This window comes from Mesorhizobium sp. WSM4809, from assembly GCF_055811655.1.
This window is the reverse complement of sequence record NZ_JBVVQW010000005.1, coordinates 492706-507928: the sequence shown is the minus strand read 5'-3', so window position 1 is coordinate 507928 and position 15223 is coordinate 492706. Positions and strand designations below refer to the sequence as shown.

The window sequence follows — 15223 nt, the reverse complement described above, 5'->3', positions numbered from 1 at the left end:
AACGATCTATCTTCGTTTGTATCGCAAGATGCTAAAATAGCGTGGAACTTCTTTTCGCAATCGGCGTGGCAGAACGGCCACTATGATTGGCTGGCTAAACCGCCATGGCGGTGCGATACCTGCCCTTTGAAGCGGCAGAATAGGCCGCTGGGCATTAATAGCTATTCAGCGACAGCAACGGTAGCGCCGGGGCATAAGATTCGTAGCCGTCGCCATCGGCAGCCGCGAAGGTGACGATCGGATCGACGCCGTTGGCGCTGAAGGCGACCGTGCCGTCGTTTTGCTCGCGCCAGAACTTCGCCTGCTCTATGCCGGGCAAGAGCCGGCGGCATTTCGGAGCAACGGTGACCAGCGACAAACCGTCCGAAATTTCGGCCCCGCGGCTGACTGCACAGACCGCCTCATCGCCATTGGCGACCAGCCTGTAGCTGTTGGACGGGGCGGCCTCGTTGGCCCCGCTTTCTCGGCTGCCGCCATGAAACAGCTGAATGCCGCCAAACAGCGCTGCGGCAGCGATCAATGCGGAAAGTGCTTTCATCATTTTTCATCCACGGACACGGACAGGTTGAACAATGATTCCAAATGGTTAAGCTGACGTTAATAAATGTGGCGGCCACCGATCAGTTTCTAGCCTTGACTTCTGCTGTCTCGGGGACCGGCGTCAACGGCCGACGCTCGGTGAACCAGGACACCAGATTGTCGACGCACAGATCCGCCATGGCGCGGCGGGTGTGGTCCGAGGCCGAGCCGACATGCGGCAGCAGCGAGGTGTTGGGCGCGTTGAGCAGCGCCTTGGGCACGTTCGGTTCGTCGGCAAAGACGTCGAGGCCGGCGGCGGCGATGGTGCCGGTGACAAGGGCTGCCGCAAGCGCTGCTTCGTCGACAGTGCTGCCACGGCCGATGTTGACGAAGACGCCGTTGGCGCCAAGTGCCGACAGGATTTCGGCATTGACCGCCTTCTCCGTCGAGGCGCCCCCCGGCGCGACCGAAATCAGCGTATCGACGGCTTCTGCAAGCCCTTTCAGGGTCGCATGATACTGGTAGGAAAGACCTTCGACACGGCGCCGGTTGTGGTAGGCGACCGGCAAGCCAAAAGCTTCCAGACGCCGGGCGATGGCCTGCCCGATGCGGCCCATGCCGAAAATACCCACACTGCGCCCGCGCAAGGTCAGCCGGCTCAGCGGATAGTTGCCGTTGCGCAGCCAGCTGCCGTCGCGCAGCCAGGTTTCGGCGCGCGGCAGGTCGCGGATGGTGTTGATCAACAGCCCGATCGTGGTGTCGGCGACCTCCTCGGTCAACACGTCGGGCGTGTTGGTGACCATGATGTTCTTCGCTCGGGCATGGCTGACATCGACCGAATCATAGCCGACGCCGAAGGAGGCGATGAGCTCGAGGTTGGGCAATGCATCCATCATCGCCGCGTTGATGCCGGCAAACGAAGCGATGCCGCGCACATCGCTGCGCATCTCGTCGGTGATGAGGGACGGATCGGCGCGTTCTATTCTGACACGCCTGAACGTACGGTTGATGCGGTCGACCGCATGGTCGTTGAAATCGCCCGGCACCAGGATGGCGACGGTCTGCAACTGTTCGGCCTTGGTCATGCACGCTCCACCGGCTTGCCGGTCGACTGACGCACATGCAGTTCCGGCTTGATCAATTCCTGCGAGGGCCGCACCGTCTGGCCGTTGAGCTTGTCGAGCAACGCGCTGGCGGCGCGGCGGCCAACCTCGCGCTGGCCGTTCCAGACGGTGGTCAGGGCCGGCGTCGCGATCGCCGCCTCTTCGAGGTCGTCATAGCCGGTAACGGAGATGTCGATGCCGGGCACAAGGCCGGCACGGGCAATGCCGTTCATCAGGCCGATGGCGACAAGGTCGTTCCAGCAGCAGGCAGCCGTCGGTCTGTCCTTCAGCGCCAGGAACTGTCCGGCGGCCTCGAAGCCGGCCTGCTTGGTGCGTGGGCCGGCGATGCGCCATGACGGCCTGACTTCCAGCCCGGCCGCCTCCATCGCGTTGACATAGCCCTGGTAGCGGTCACGGCCGGTCGAGGTCTGGTCGGTGCCGCCGATCATGGCGATGCGCTTGTGGCCGAGCGAGATCAGATGGTTGGTGGCGAGGCCTGTTCCATAAGAGTCGTCGCCGCGAAAGACCGGCACGTCGGCACCCTCGACGGTGCGCGCGATCAGCACAGCCGGCAGGCCGTTCTCCTCGGCCATCAGGATGTCGGAAGCCGGCGTGCCGATGGCCGGCGACATGATGACGCCGTCGGCGCCGAGCTGTAAAAGCGTGTCGATGAAGGTGCGCTGCTTTTCGAGCTGATCGTAATGATTGGACAGGATGAAGGTTTGACGGCTGCGGTCGAGCTCGCTTTCGATTGAGCGCAGGATCTCGGCGAAGAATGGGTTCATGATGTCGTGGACGACGACGCCGACAATGCCGGAACGCGAGGTGCGCAGGCTGGCGGCGCGTCGGTTATAGATATAGCCGATGGCGCGGGCATGTTCCTTGATGCGGTCACGCGTGGTACCGGCAACCAGAGGGCTGTCGCGCAGCGCCAGCGAGACCGTAGCCGTGGACACGCCGAGCGCATCCGCGATCGTCGAAAGCTTGATTTTTTGTGCCAGCGACGTGTGCTCCCCGGACCTGAATTTCCAGACCTAAACTGTTTAAAGGCGGCGTTATGCCACCGATCGGGGGCAAATCAAAGTTTTTTTGCCAACGCCTCGGCCTCGACATCCGAGGCCGCGCGGCTCCGCAGCCGAAGCCTATGCTCGCGATGGACGATGTAGAGACCGCTGGCGACGATGATGGCGGCGCCGACCAATGTCCAGCGGTCGGGAAACTGCTTGAAGACGATCCAGCCGGAAATGATCATCCACACCATCTGCGAATAGGGATAGGGCGCCAAAGCCGTGGTTGTCGCCAGCCGGTAGGCCTGGACCAGCAGCCAGTGACCGACGCCGCCGAACACGCCGAGCATCAGCAGCACGAACCAGTGCCAACCGTCATGCGGCAGGGAAAACGAAAACGGCAGCAGGGGCAGAAGCAACAGCGCCGGCGCCAACGCCGAAAACAGGATGAGGCTCTCCGATGTCTCGGTCGCCGACATGCGGCGCGTCATGATGACGTAGAAGCAGTTCGACAGCATCGAGCCGAGCGCGAAGAGATGTCCGATGCCGAAAACGCCGACGCCCGGCCGGGTGATGATGAGGACGCCGGCAAAGGCCGCCAGGATGGCCAGCCAGCGCCGCCAGCCGGCCCACTCGCCAAGCAGCGGACCGGCCAGTGCCGTGATCACCATCGGCCCGAAGAAATAGATCGAGGTGGTCTCGGCCAGTTGCAGGGATTTGAGCGCCAGGACATTAAATATGGTCGATCCGAACAGGAACGCCCCGCGCAGGATATGCGCCGGCAGGTTGACCGGACGAAACCGCACCGGTTGGCGCCAGCCGCGCAGCAGCGCGCCGACCAGCACGACATGCACGGCAAAGCGCACCCAGGCAACGACCAGCACGGAAACGCCGGCAAGGACGAGGTATTTGCTTGATGTGTCGAGGAAGGTGAAGAAGACATAGGTGGAAAGCATGCACACGATCGCCACCGGGGGCGTCGCGCTTTCTACATGTCTTTGGGGAGCACTCACTTGCAGGCCGGGTGGGAAGCTGGGCTGGAGCCCACCTTTGCGGGAATTGCCGGCTCCCGGCAAGCCAATTGTCGACTGCCGCGACATGAAAGCCTGCTGGCACAACAAGAGCCGCCGGCAGGCGTAGTGCCTTGGCTAGGCGTGCATGCGGGCGCCCTTGGTGATTTTATCGACCAGCTTCTTGTCGGCGCGAAGCGCGATCCCGACCACCTTGGCGTCTTCAGGCGCGAATTCGGCGAAGACGGCACGGTTGGCCGCGTCAAAGCCGGTCGAAAACATTTCCTCGACATAGAGCGAGGTGGTCACGCCGCGCTCCAGCGTGCGCCGGTGGATGGTGCCCAGCGTCGTCTGGTCGGCGGACAAAACGATGACCGGCTGGATCGACAGCGGGTTGTAGAGATTGCCGGCGCGGTCGCGATAGGGTGCACCGATGATATCGGGAAACTGCGCGACGATGCCGCTGGTCAGGAAAGCGGTGACGTTGAGTTTCTGCCAGACCGGCAGATCTTCCCTGAGCACGATTGCAAATTTCGTATCGAACATGAGACATTGGCCATTCGGTTTGTGCCCCAATGCGAGGCTGAAGGAGATGATGTCGCACGATCTAGACAGCCAGGCCTACAAGGGTCTTGGACGTTTGTGCGTCGATGCGGCGGAAAACCGTATCATCTCCGCCCCCGATCCCGCAGGCATGGAGCGGATCGAGGCGCGCTTCCATGGCAGCGCCTTCGACCTGCATCGCCACGACACCTATGCGATCGGGGTGACGCTGCACGGTGTGCAGACGTTTCGCTATCTCGGCGCTGCGCGCCACAGCCTTCCGGGCCAGATCATCGTGCTGCATCCCGACGAGTTGCATGACGGCGGCGCCGGCACCGAGGACGGCCTGCGCTACCGGATGCTCTATCTGGAGCCGTCGCTGATGCTCGGCTGCCTTGGCGGCGCTTCGCTGCCTTTTGTCAGGGATGGCGTGGTGACGGACGCCGCCTTTTGCGCAACGCTGCTTTCGGCGCTGGGTCCGTTGGAGCAGGAACTCGACGAGTTGTTCGTCGACGACTTCCTGACGCAACTGGTGCAAGGCCTGATCCGGCATGGCGGCCAGTCGGCGAAGCCGATGACCAGGACGGCGTGGCGGGCGGCTGCGCTGGCGCGCGACTATCTCACGGAAAACCTGAACCGGCCGGTGCGTTCCGGCGAACTGGAAGCTGTAACCGGGCTTGATCGCTATGCCTTGTCACGGCATTTCCGTGCCGCTTTCTCCACCAGTCCACATCGCTTCCTGGTGATGCGCCGGCTTCAGCGGGCGCGGCGGATGATCGCCGCCGGCGAACCGTTGGCACAGATCGCGGTCGAAGCCGGCTTCAGCGACCAGAGCCATTTCATCAGGCAATTCAAGAAGGCGTTCGGCATGACACCGGGACGCTGGTCGTCGCTGATCCAGGGCTCTGCCGCGGCGGCCTGATCGCCTGCCGCGACAATCCGCCGGTCAGTCGTCCGATTCGGCGTCGTCGTCGATGAGCACCAGTTCCTCGTTCGAGAGGTTGGCCTCGATGCGGGCAAGCAGTTTGAACAGCGACTTCTGGTCCTTCTTGTCGAGACCCTTCAGCGCCAGCTTTTCGGTCTTCTTCACCGATTTCTCGATGGCGTGGATGATGTCGCGACCGGTGTCGGTGAGGAAAATATGCGCCTGACGAGCGTCGGCCGAGGAGGCGCGTTTTTCCAGAAAACCCTGGGCCTGCAGCCGGTTGATTGTCTTGGTGATGGTAGGTGGGCGCACGCCGAGGCGTCCGGCAAGATTGCCCGGCGTCTGGCCGTCCTCACGGTCGAGCGCCAGCATGATCTGATCCTGGCCGGCATAGAAGCCGTGCGCCAGAAGCCGGGCCGCCAGCGCCGTTCTTGCCAGCCTTGCCGCCGAATGCAGCCGGCTCATTGTCGCAGTCTTATCCGCCTTGGCCATGGTCATCCCTCTTCGGCCGTACCGGTGCGGGCAGCATAGAGGCAGCCGGCCGGTTGGCAATCGACGATGAAAAAGATTCCGGAGCTTCAAACAGCTTTGCCGGCAAGCATTGTGGTGTCCGCCGTGGCTAATGCCAGATGTTTATTTCAGTTAGATGACAAACGAATTCCCAGCCGGAATTTTCGCCGCGAGCAAAGTGATGGAGTGACCGCCGCTCAGCCGGACTTCACCGCGATGATCATCAGCGCCTGATAGGCATCCTCCAGCTCGCGCAGCGCAGCCTGCGATTGCGGTCCGGCCCGCCTGGCTATGCCGTCCGCGGCATTCGAGGTGTCGCGCTCGCCCGACCGGTCGTTGTAGGGTGCGGCCGTGGTGAAAATCTGCTCGCTGAGGCTGTCCGGGAAAAACAACTGTCCGGTCATCACCGAACTGTCGTCGGGAAAGACCTTGAAATGGATGTGGGTGGTGCGGCCGCGATACCAGCCGGGATAGATCGTGGCGAAGGAAACGATGCCACTCGCGTCGGTCCTTTGCCAACCACGCAGGAAGGTCTGGCCCGAGGTGTCGAGATCGCGGCCGTCACCCTGTCCGGGGTAGCCGGAATAGGCACCTTGCGCGTCGCAATGCCAGATGTCGACGCGAGCGCCGGCCAGCGGACGGCAGGCCGCGTCGACGACCTGCAGCCGGACAGCAAGGGCTATGCCCTTCTTGCCTTCGGTGACATCGGCACGTTCTAGCTTCGGATCGAAATAGAACGGTCCCTCGGTCGCCTCGGGCGTGATGGTGCAGACACCGGCGCCGTTTTCGAACAAGGCCAGTCCGGCATAGGGTGAAGTCTGGTCTGCCATCGCGGCGGCGGGCAGGAAGGCACCACCGCCGGCGGTGACCGCGATCAAACCGAGCGCCTGGCGCCGGCTCATTGAGAACGAGGATGGCTTGCCGGACATATCTTGCCTCTCGAATTGGCCTCTGTCGCCCTGATCTAGGCGATCACAACGGCTTTCGCCAACGATTCGGCAATGCAGCAAGCCGGTTTGGCCCATCGGTTTGCCCCGTGCAAAAGCCCGGCGCACATCCTATATGGAGCCGACATTCCCTTTTCTCAGGCCGAATTTCCGAGGCCCAGATAATTCGAGGCAAGCCATGAGCGACGCACAGACGCAGATCCCCGTAACCGTTCTCACCGGCTATCTCGGTGCCGGCAAGACGACGCTGCTCAACCGCATCCTGTCGGAAAACCACGGCAGGCGCTACGCCGTCATCGTCAACGAGTTCGGCGAAATCGGCATCGACAACGACCTGATCGTGGAATCCGACGAGGAAATCTACGAGATGAACAATGGCTGCGTCTGCTGCACGGTACGCGGCGACCTGATCCGTGTCGTCGAGGGCCTGATGCGCCGACCCGGCCGCTTCGATGCCATCGTCGTCGAGACCACCGGGCTCGCCGATCCGGTGCCGGTGGCGCAGACCTTCTTCATGGATGACGACGTGCGCTCCAAGACCAGGCTCGACGCGGTGGTGGCGCTGGTCGACGCCAAGCACCTGCCGCTGCGGCTCAAGGATTCCAGGGAAGCCGAGGACCAGATCGCCTTCGCCGACGTCGTCGTGCTCAACAAGACCGACCTCGTCACATCAGAAGAGCTCGCCAAGGTCGAGGCGACGATCCGCGCCATCAATCCGGCGGCGAAGATCCACCGCACGACCCGAGCCGGCGTCGCCCTGACCGAAGTGCTAGACCGCGGCGCCTTCGACCTGCCGAGGGCGCTGGAAAACGATCCACACTTCCTCGAAGCGCATGACGATCACGATCATCATGACCACGACCATGACAGCCACGATCACCACCATGATCATGACGGGCACCACCATCATGCGCATGCTTCCGACATCCATGACGTGACGGTGCAATCGGTGTCGCTGCGCGGCGGTGAGATGGACCCGAAGAAATTCTTCCCATGGATAGAGAAGATCACCCAGATGGAAGGCCCCAACATCCTGCGGCTGAAGGGCATCATCGCGCTCAAGGGCGATGATGAGCGCTATGTCATCCAGGGCGTGCACATGATCATCGAGGGCGACCACCAGCGCGCCTGGAAGGACGGTGAGAAGCATGAGAGCCGGCTGGTGTTCATCGGCAGGGAACTCGACGCCGAGCGGCTGAAGAAGAGTTTTGACGCCTGCCAGGCGGCTTGATTTCGAGACTTTATAGCGCTAGCGCTGCCCCTCCTTCCTTCTCCCCTTGTGGGAGAAGGTGGCCGGGCGAAGCTCGGTCGGATGAGGGGTGTTCCAGCTTGGCGCTGACGGAGATCCGTCACCCACCCCTCAACCGTCTCGGCGCTGCGCGCCGATCCACCTTCTCCCACAAGGGGAGAAGGCCGGCCGCACCCAGCCGCGCTGGCGACCCAGCGAGGTTAGACGACCAGCATAAATCTCGAATGGAATAATCTCCCATGCCAACCGTCGCCCCGCTTGATCTCGAAGGCCATTGCATCGCCGCCGTCTTTCTCGGCGACGTGCCTCATTTTGCGATGGCCGACGGCGCCGTCCATCGGCTCGACCATGGCCACAAGACAATTCAGGCCAATGACGGGGTGCTTGCCGCCTTCCATGATGCGGCCAATGACCGGCTGATCACCGGCGGCGAGGACGGCAAGGTGTTTTCCGTGAAAGCGGGCGGCGAGGTCACGGAATTGGCAAGCGCGGCCAAGAAGTGGATCACCAGCGTTGCCGCCGGGCCGCAAGGCGCCATCGCCTATGCCTCAGGCAAGACCGCCTTCGTGCGATTCGCCGACGGCAAGACGAGGGAATTCGTCCATCCGCGTTCGGTCGAGGGGCTGGCCTTCTCGCCCAAGGGCATGCGCTTCGGTGTCGCCCGCTACAATGGCGCGACGCTGCATTTCCCGGCCGCCGAGGGCAAGCCGGTGGAGCTTGAATGGGCCGGCGCCCACACCGGCATCACCTTCTCTCCCGATGGCGCCTTCCTCGTCACCACCATGCAAGAGAACGCATTGCACGGCTGGAAGCTCGCCGACGGCAAGCACATGCGCATGACCGGCTATCCCGGCAAGGTCAAAAGCCTGTCGTGGAGTGTGAAGGGCAAGTGGCTGGCGAGTTCCGGCGCGCCGGCGGCGATCGTCTGGCCGTTTTCAGGCAAGGATGGTCCAATGGGCAAGGCACCGCTGGAGCTCGGCACGCGCGGCAACGCCATGGTGACGGCTGTCGCCTGCCACCCGAGCCAGGATGTCGTTGCCGTCGGCTATGATGACGGCATGGTGATGGCGGTGCGTTTTGCCGACGCCAAGGAAGTGCTGTTGCGACGGCCGGGCAAGGGCGCCATCACCTCGATGATGTGGGACAAGGAAGAACGCCGGGTCGCCTTCGGCAGTGCCGCCGGCGATTGCGGCGTCATCGATATCACGGCCTGACCCCGCTCACTCCGCTCCGCACGACACTTTGCCGCTGATTTCCACCGGTTTGCCGTCCTGGTCCGTATCCGCCGCGGCGTCGTAGATGGAGAGCGTATAGCTCCCGTCGTAGACGCCTTCGTCGCTGGTCTTGGTCAGGATCGTCAGTTCGACCGAATTGATCTTTTGCGCGACCTCGTGCTCGCGATAGATGTTCAGCCGCAATTCCTTGCCGTCGAGCCAGTACTGCGTCAGGTTGGAATCCTCGAACACGGTCTTGCGCAGGCTGTCGCCGGCAGGCCGGCTCAGAATTTCGAGGTTGCCGCGAAAGTTGAAGGTCGGCCCGCCCATGCCTCTGGTGACGCCTGCCTCGACCTCGAATGTCGCCGCCGTGTCCTCGGTGGAGCACCAGATGCCACCCGACGCGAAGGCAGCGCCAGCCGACGACAGAAGCATTGCCACACACATGATCGTTCGCATTTTACCCCTCCACCTCAATTCCCGCTCATATTGGCGCTGACTTCGGCAGCACGGTCAAGCGCCGCCGCCAAAGGCTGAGCCAACGCAGGGCAGATGCGCGGCCAATTGCGGATGCGGACACGGATTGGCTAAGAGGGATCGACCAGAGGGGTTTTCATGCACAGCGACACGTCCAACACGTCCATCGGCGGCATCGGCCGCGACCGCATTGCCGATTTGCGCGAAACCGAGGGGGCAGCCTTCCGCAAGGCGCGGCCAAAATCGCAAGCCAAGATCGGCAACGGCCTGCCCGGCTTCTTCGGCGGCGTCCCGATGCACTGGATGAACGATTGGCCGACGCCGTTCCCGATCCTGGTCGACAACGCCAGGGGCGCGAACATCACCGACATCGACGGAAACAAGCTCGACGATTTCTGCCTTGGAGACACTGGCTCGATGTTCGGCCATTCGCCGCCACCGGTGGCTCGCGCCATCCGCCGGCAGGCCGGACGCGGCCTGACCTATATGCTGCCTTCGGAAGATGCGCTGGCCATCGGGCCGCTGCTGCAGCAGCGCTTCGGCCTGCCGTTCTGGCAGATCGCGACGACGGCGACCGACGCCAACCGCTTTGCATTGCGCGTTGCCCGTGCCGTCACCGGCCGCGAAAAAATCCTGGTCTTCAACGGCTGCTATCATGGCTCGGTCGACGAAACGATGGTGCGGCTGATCGACGGCAAGCCCGTCAACAGGCCAGGATTGGCGGGCGAGTTCCGCGACTTGACCCGCACGGCCAAGGTCATCGAGTTCAACGATGTTTCAGCACTCGAAGCCGCGCTTGGGGATAAGGACGTCGCCTGCGTCATCGCCGAGCCAGTGCTGACCAATTCCTGCATGGTGCTGGCCGATCCGGGCTACCATGACGCCCTGCGCAAACTGACACGCCAAACCGGCACGCTGCTTCTGATCGACGAGACGCACACGATCTCGACCGGCCCCGGCGGCTACACGAGGAAATATGGTCTCGACCCGGACTTCTTCGTGCTGGGCAAGCCGATCGCCGGCGGCGTGCCGGCCAGTGTCTGGGGCATGAGCGACGACGTTGCCTCACGCTACGCGGATTACAACAGGACCAAGGAGCCGGGCTATTCCGGCATGGGCACGACACTCTCGGCCAACCCGCTTCAGTTCGCGGCGATGCGCGCCACGCTCGAAGAGGTGATGACGCAGGAAAACTACGACCGGATGGATCATCTGGCGCGGCGGCTCGATGCCGGGCTGACCGGCGTGATCGATCGCTATCGCCTACCCTGGCATGTTTCCCGCGTCGGCGCTCGTGTCGAGTTCATCTGTGCGCCCGGTCCGCTGCGCAATGGCGCCGAGGCGGAAATGGCGCATGCACCGGAACTGGAGGCCGCCATCCATGTCGCGCTGGTCAATCGCGGCGTGCTGATCGCACCCTTCCACAACATGATGCTGATCTCGCCGGCGACCTCGGCTGCCCAGGTCAACCGGCTGATCACCGCCTTCGGCGCGGTTGCGGCGAAGCTTGCGGCATGAGACAAGCGGCGATGGACCACCCTAATGCCATGATAACCTCACCTTCGGGCTCGACACCTGCCGAGGCGCACGCCTTTCTCGACGCCCATCCCGAGATCGAGGCCTTCGATATCGTGCTGACCGATGCCAATGGCGTCGGCCGTGGCAAGATCGTGCGCCGGCATGAACTGAAGAGCATCTTCGAGGGCGGCCGCCATATGCCGATCTCGATCCTCGGCCTCGACATCACCGGCGAGGATGTGCACGAGACCGGACTGATCTGGACGACCGGTGATGGCGACCTTAGGGCATGGCCGATCCCCGGCACGCTGGTGCCGCTCTACGGTACGAGCCCGCCGCGCGGCCAGTTGCTGATGGCGATGTACATGCTCGACGGCCGACCGATGTCGTCGGATCCGCGGCTGGCGCTGGCGCGGCAGGTGGAGATCCTCGCGGCCAAAGGTCTCTATCCGGCCGGCGCCTTCGAGCTCGAATTCTTCCTGCTGGCCAACGAACGCGACGCTGACGGCAAGGTGCAGCCGGCGCGCGCGGTGCTCGATGGCCGCGTCTCGGGCAAGACCGAAGTCTATTCGGTCGACCATCTGCACGGCATGGAGCCGCTGTTTTCCGACATCTATGCGGCGGCCAAGGCGCAAGGCATTCCGGCCGAGACGGTGATTTCCGAATATGCGCCCGGCCAGTACGAATTGACGCTGAACTACCGCAAGGATGTGATGCGGGCGGCCGACGATCTGGTCATGCTGAAGCGGCTGGTGCGGGCGCAGGCGCGCCGCCATGGCGTCACCGCCTGTTTCATGGCCAAGCCGATCGAGAAATATGCCGGCTCGGGCATGCATTTCCATGTTTCGCTGCAGGACAAGGCCGGCCGAAACGTCTTTGCCGAAGCTGGGGGCGAGAGCTGGTCGCTGCCGCTGCTGCAGGGGCTCGGCGGCCTGATCCAGACCATGGCGGAATCGATGCTGGTGTTTGCACCGCATGCCAATTCCTGGCGGCGTTTCGTCTCGCAATCCTATGCGCCGGTGGCGCCGACCTGGGGCGTCAACAACCGCTCGGTGGCGCTGCGCGTGCCGGCCGGCGACGCCAAGAACCGGCGCATCGAACACCGGCCGTCCGGCGTCGACGCCAATCCCTACCTGATCGCCGCAACCGTGCTCGCCGGAATCATCAAGGGCATGGATGAAGGCCTCGATCCGGGTCCCGAAACGACCGGCAACGGCTATGAGGCAGCGGTCACGCGCACGACCATGCCTGTCGACTGGCGCGCCGCGATCGAAGCGGCGCGGACGTCCAGCTTCCTGAAGAACGCGCTCGGCGAGGACCTGCACCGGACCTTCGTGGCGATCAAACAGTCCGAATATCTGCGGGTGGCACGCACGGTCAGCGAGTTGGATTACCACCTCTATCTGCACGAGGTTTGATGGATTCATGATGGGCGGCGATCACTTTTTCGCCGCCTCCATCAAATGAGGTAGCGGATCTCCTGTTTAGAACATATCATGAACATATGAGCGCACTTACCGTCCGTGAAAAGCTGGCGATCCTCTCCGACGCCGCCAAATACGATGCCTCTTGCGCCTCTTCGGGTGCGGCGAAAAAGGACTCGCTGAAATCAGGCGGCATCGGCTCCACCGAGGGCATGGGCATCTGCCATTCCTATGCGCCGGATGGCCGCTGCATTTCCCTTCTCAAGGTCCTGCTGACCAATTTCTGCATCTACGATTGCAGCTATTGCATCAACCGCTCGTCCTCCAATGTGCGGCGCGCCCGTTTCACCATCGACGAGGTGGTGAAGCTGACCATGGATTTCTACCGGCGCAACTACATCGAAGGCCTGTTCCTGTCTTCAGGCGTCATCCGCTCGCCGGACGAGACCATGGGCGAGATGGTCGAGGTGGCACGCAGGCTGCGGCTGGAGGAGAAGTTCTCCGGCTATATCCACCTGAAAACCATTCCGGAAAGTTCGGCCGAACTGATCGAGAAGGCAGGGCTTTATGCCGACCGGCTATCGATCAATGTCGAACTGCCGACCGACGAGGGTGTGAAGCGGTTGGCGCCCGAGAAGAAGCCGGAGACAATCCGGCTTTCCATGGCCAGGCTGCGCCAGAAGATGGAGGAGAAGGCCGAGCCGACTTTGAAAACCAAAAAGCGCGAACGCTTTGCGCCGGGCGGCCAGTCGACGCAGATGATCATCGGCGCCGACAAGACATCCGACGACGGCATCCTTCACACCAGCGCGCGGCTCTATGGCAGCTATCATCTGCGGCGCGTCTATTACTCGGCTTTCAGCCCCATTCCGGATTCGTCATCGTCGCTGCCCTTGCTGAAACCACCGCTGATGCGCGAGCACCGGCTCTATCAGGCCGACTGGCTGATGCGGTTCTATGGGTTTTCGCAGCCGGAAATCCTCGCCGGGAGCAGCGACGGCATGCTCGATCTCGCCATCGACCCGAAGCTCGCCTGGGCGCTGCGCAACCGGGGGCAGTTTCCGGTCGACATCAACCGCGCCGACCGCGAAGCTCTGCTGCGGGTGCCGGGTCTCGGCACCAAGGTGGTGGCAAAGATTTTGGAGACGCGCCGGCATCGGCGCATGCGGCTGGAGGATGTCGGGCGGGTCTGCCAGTCGATCGCCAAGCTCAGGCCGTTCATCATCGCCGAATGCTGGTCGCCTGGTGCGCTGACCGACAAGGCCGGCCTGCGCGACAGGATCGCCCCCTCCTGCGAACAATTATCGTTGTTTTAATCATGCGGCCTGCTGAACTTGATCTCGCCAGATACAGTGTACGGCTCGACAGCGAGACGGATTTTGCCGGCTGGCGTGACGCGGCACGGCGGCTGGCCCTGAATGAGGTCAGGCCCGAGGACGTCGGCTGGCATGTCGCGCCGGGCCTTGATCAGACAGAATTGCCTGAAGTGCCTGCGGGCGCGCAACTCGTCGTGCCGCGCGACTTCATCGGGCATGCCGAAACGGCGTTCTGCCATTCCGATCCCGGCCGGTTTGCCTTTCTCTACCGAATGCTTTGGCGGTTGCGCGACGAGCCTAAACTGCTGGAAATCGCGTCGGATCCCGACACCAGGCGGCTTGAGGCCATGGAAAAGGCGGTTCGGCGCGACAGCCACAAGATGCATGCCTTCGTACGCTTCCGGAAAATCGGCGACGGTGCCGATGAGCGTTATGTCGCCTGGTTCGAGCCGGATCATTTCATCGTCGAGCGCAACGCCGATTTCTTCGTCAGGCGTTTCACCGGCATGCGCTGGACGATCCTGACGCCCTACGCCTCCGCCGATTGGGATGGCGAAAGGCTGGCTATCGGACCGGGCGCGGCCAAGGGCGATGCGCCGGACCAAGACGACACCGAGGCGCTCTGGCGCATCTATTTCGAGAACATCTTCAATCCGGCGCGATTGAAGGTGAAGGCCATGCAGAAGGAGATGCCGAAGAAATATTGGCGGAACCTTCCCGAGGCTTCGCTCATTCCAGACATGATCGCAGGAGCGGACAAGGCCGCCAAGGACATGATTGCGAAGATGCCGACAACACCCGCGCCGCACCACGCCAAGGTGCAGGCACGGCATTGGCCGAAGCAGCCCGCCGAAGCACCGGAAGATGATCCAGACACGATTCCCGAGTTGCGTGAGGTAGCGAAAGGCTGCCGCCGCTGCCCGCTGTGGCGCGACGCGACGCAGACCGTCTTCGGTGAAGGTCCCGACAATGCCAAGGTGATCTTCGTCGGCGAACAACCGGGGGATCAGGAGGATCTTGCCGGCAAACCTTTCGTTGGTCCGGCCGGCAAGGTGTTCGATGCGATCCTGGATGATGCCGGTGTCGATCGGCAAAAGGTCTATGTCACCAACGCGGTCAAGCACTTCAAGTTCGAGCCGCGCGGCAAGCGCCGCATCCACTCCAAGCCGAATTCCGGTGAGATTCAGGCCTGCCGCTGGTGGATCGACCAGGAATTCGAGCTGATCAAGCCGAACCTCGCCGTGGCACTGGGCGCGACGGCGGCGATGTCACTGCTCGGCAAGGCGATCCCGGTGACAAAGATGCGCGGACAAGTGATCGAGCGCGAGGACGGATTGCGCGTGTTCATCACCATCCATCCCTCCTTCATTCTGCGCATCCGCGAGTCCGCGGACAAGGAGGCTGAACGCGAACGGTTCCTGCAGGATATGAAGCTGGTGAAGCGGCTGATGGCCGCCTGAT

General features: G+C 62.9%; 16 protein-coding genes. 8 read left to right on the top strand and 8 right to left on the bottom strand.

The window, feature by feature from the left end; all coding sequences use genetic code 11:
- Positions 1–154: 154 nt before the first annotated feature.
- The 5 genes from AC0L24_RS16400 to AC0L24_RS16380 form a co-directional block, all read right to left on the bottom strand.
- Positions 155–538, bottom strand: a complete 384-nt coding sequence (locus AC0L24_RS16400) for a hypothetical protein (protein ID WP_292702904.1) — start codon at positions 536–538, stop codon at positions 155–157.
- Between the two features lie 82 nt (positions 539–620).
- Positions 621–1604 (bottom strand): 2-hydroxyacid dehydrogenase, encoded by a 984-nt coding sequence (locus AC0L24_RS16395; protein ID WP_127808206.1) that lies wholly within the window; start codon positions 1602–1604, stop codon positions 621–623.
- Positions 1601–2623: a LacI family DNA-binding transcriptional regulator gene (locus AC0L24_RS16390; protein WP_127396005.1), complete on the bottom strand. Its 1023-nt coding sequence runs from the start codon at positions 2621–2623 to the stop codon at positions 1601–1603. The genes AC0L24_RS16395 and AC0L24_RS16390 overlap by 4 nt, the downstream gene beginning before the upstream one ends.
- Before the next feature lie 77 nt (positions 2624–2700).
- Positions 2701–3585 (bottom strand): DMT family transporter, encoded by an 885-nt coding sequence (locus AC0L24_RS16385; protein WP_164748949.1) that lies wholly within the window; start codon positions 3583–3585, stop codon positions 2701–2703.
- A gap of 192 nt (positions 3586–3777) precedes the next feature.
- The gene (locus AC0L24_RS16380) at positions 3778–4185 is read right to left on the bottom strand and encodes a DUF2000 family protein (protein ID WP_128307228.1); all 408 of its coding nucleotides are present in this window, start codon (positions 4183–4185) and stop codon (positions 3778–3780) included.
- Positions 4186–4234: 49 nt separating this feature from the next.
- Here AC0L24_RS16380 and AC0L24_RS16375 point away from each other — a divergent pair, with 49 nt between their 5' ends.
- Complete coding sequence (locus AC0L24_RS16375; protein ID WP_292702808.1) at positions 4235–5104, top strand: AraC family transcriptional regulator; 870 nt, start codon at positions 4235–4237, stop codon at positions 5102–5104.
- A 24-nt stretch (positions 5105–5128) separates the two neighbouring features.
- On the opposite strand, the gene AC0L24_RS16370 is transcribed toward AC0L24_RS16375, so the two are convergent.
- Complete coding sequence (locus AC0L24_RS16370) at positions 5129–5599, bottom strand: MarR family winged helix-turn-helix transcriptional regulator (RefSeq protein ID WP_127396003.1); 471 nt, start codon at positions 5597–5599, stop codon at positions 5129–5131.
- A 66-nt stretch (positions 5600–5665) separates the two neighbouring features.
- Here AC0L24_RS16370 and AC0L24_RS16365 point away from each other — a divergent pair, with 66 nt between their 5' ends.
- Positions 5666–5851, top strand: coding sequence for a hypothetical protein (locus AC0L24_RS16365; RefSeq protein ID WP_127266502.1), 186 nt, complete (start codon positions 5666–5668; stop codon positions 5849–5851).
- Here AC0L24_RS16365 and AC0L24_RS16360 read toward each other — a convergent pair.
- Entirely contained in the window at positions 5815–6546 is a 732-nt protein-coding gene (locus AC0L24_RS16360) for an intradiol ring-cleavage dioxygenase (protein ID WP_473563967.1), read from the bottom strand. The two genes, AC0L24_RS16365 and AC0L24_RS16360, sit on opposite strands and share 37 nt — an antisense overlap.
- A gap of 196 nt (positions 6547–6742) precedes the next feature.
- Between AC0L24_RS16360 and AC0L24_RS16355 the strand changes: the two genes are divergently transcribed.
- Entirely contained in the window at positions 6743–7795 is a 1053-nt protein-coding gene (locus tag AC0L24_RS16355; RefSeq protein WP_473563966.1) for a CobW family GTP-binding protein, read from the top strand.
- 257 nt (positions 7796–8052) lie between these two features.
- A complete protein-coding gene (locus AC0L24_RS16350; RefSeq protein ID WP_127266499.1) occupies positions 8053–9027 on the top strand; it encodes a WD40 repeat domain-containing protein in 975 nt (324 codons plus the stop codon).
- A gap of 6 nt (positions 9028–9033) precedes the next feature.
- On the opposite strand, the gene AC0L24_RS16345 is transcribed toward AC0L24_RS16350, so the two are convergent.
- Complete coding sequence (locus AC0L24_RS16345) at positions 9034–9486, bottom strand: hypothetical protein (RefSeq protein WP_127808210.1); 453 nt, start codon at positions 9484–9486, stop codon at positions 9034–9036.
- Positions 9487–9642: 156 nt separating this feature from the next.
- Here AC0L24_RS16345 and AC0L24_RS16340 point away from each other — a divergent pair, with 156 nt between their 5' ends.
- The 4 genes from AC0L24_RS16340 (at position 9643) to AC0L24_RS16325 (ending at position 15222) form a co-directional block, all read left to right on the top strand.
- The gene (locus tag AC0L24_RS16340; protein ID WP_127808211.1) at positions 9643–11022 is read left to right on the top strand and encodes an aspartate aminotransferase family protein; all 1380 of its coding nucleotides are present in this window, start codon (positions 9643–9645) and stop codon (positions 11020–11022) included.
- 11 nt (positions 11023–11033) lie between these two features.
- On the top strand, positions 11034–12440 hold the full coding sequence (locus tag AC0L24_RS16335) for a glutamine synthetase family protein (protein WP_128307375.1): 1407 nt from the start codon (positions 11034–11036) through the stop codon (positions 12438–12440).
- An 86-nt stretch (positions 12441–12526) separates the two neighbouring features.
- Entirely contained in the window at positions 12527–13762 is a 1236-nt protein-coding gene (locus AC0L24_RS16330; RefSeq protein WP_473563965.1) for a putative DNA modification/repair radical SAM protein, read from the top strand.
- Between the two features lie 2 nt (positions 13763–13764).
- Entirely contained in the window at positions 13765–15222 is a 1458-nt protein-coding gene (locus tag AC0L24_RS16325; RefSeq protein ID WP_473563964.1) for a UdgX family uracil-DNA binding protein, read from the top strand.
- Position 15223: the final 1 nt, after the last annotated feature.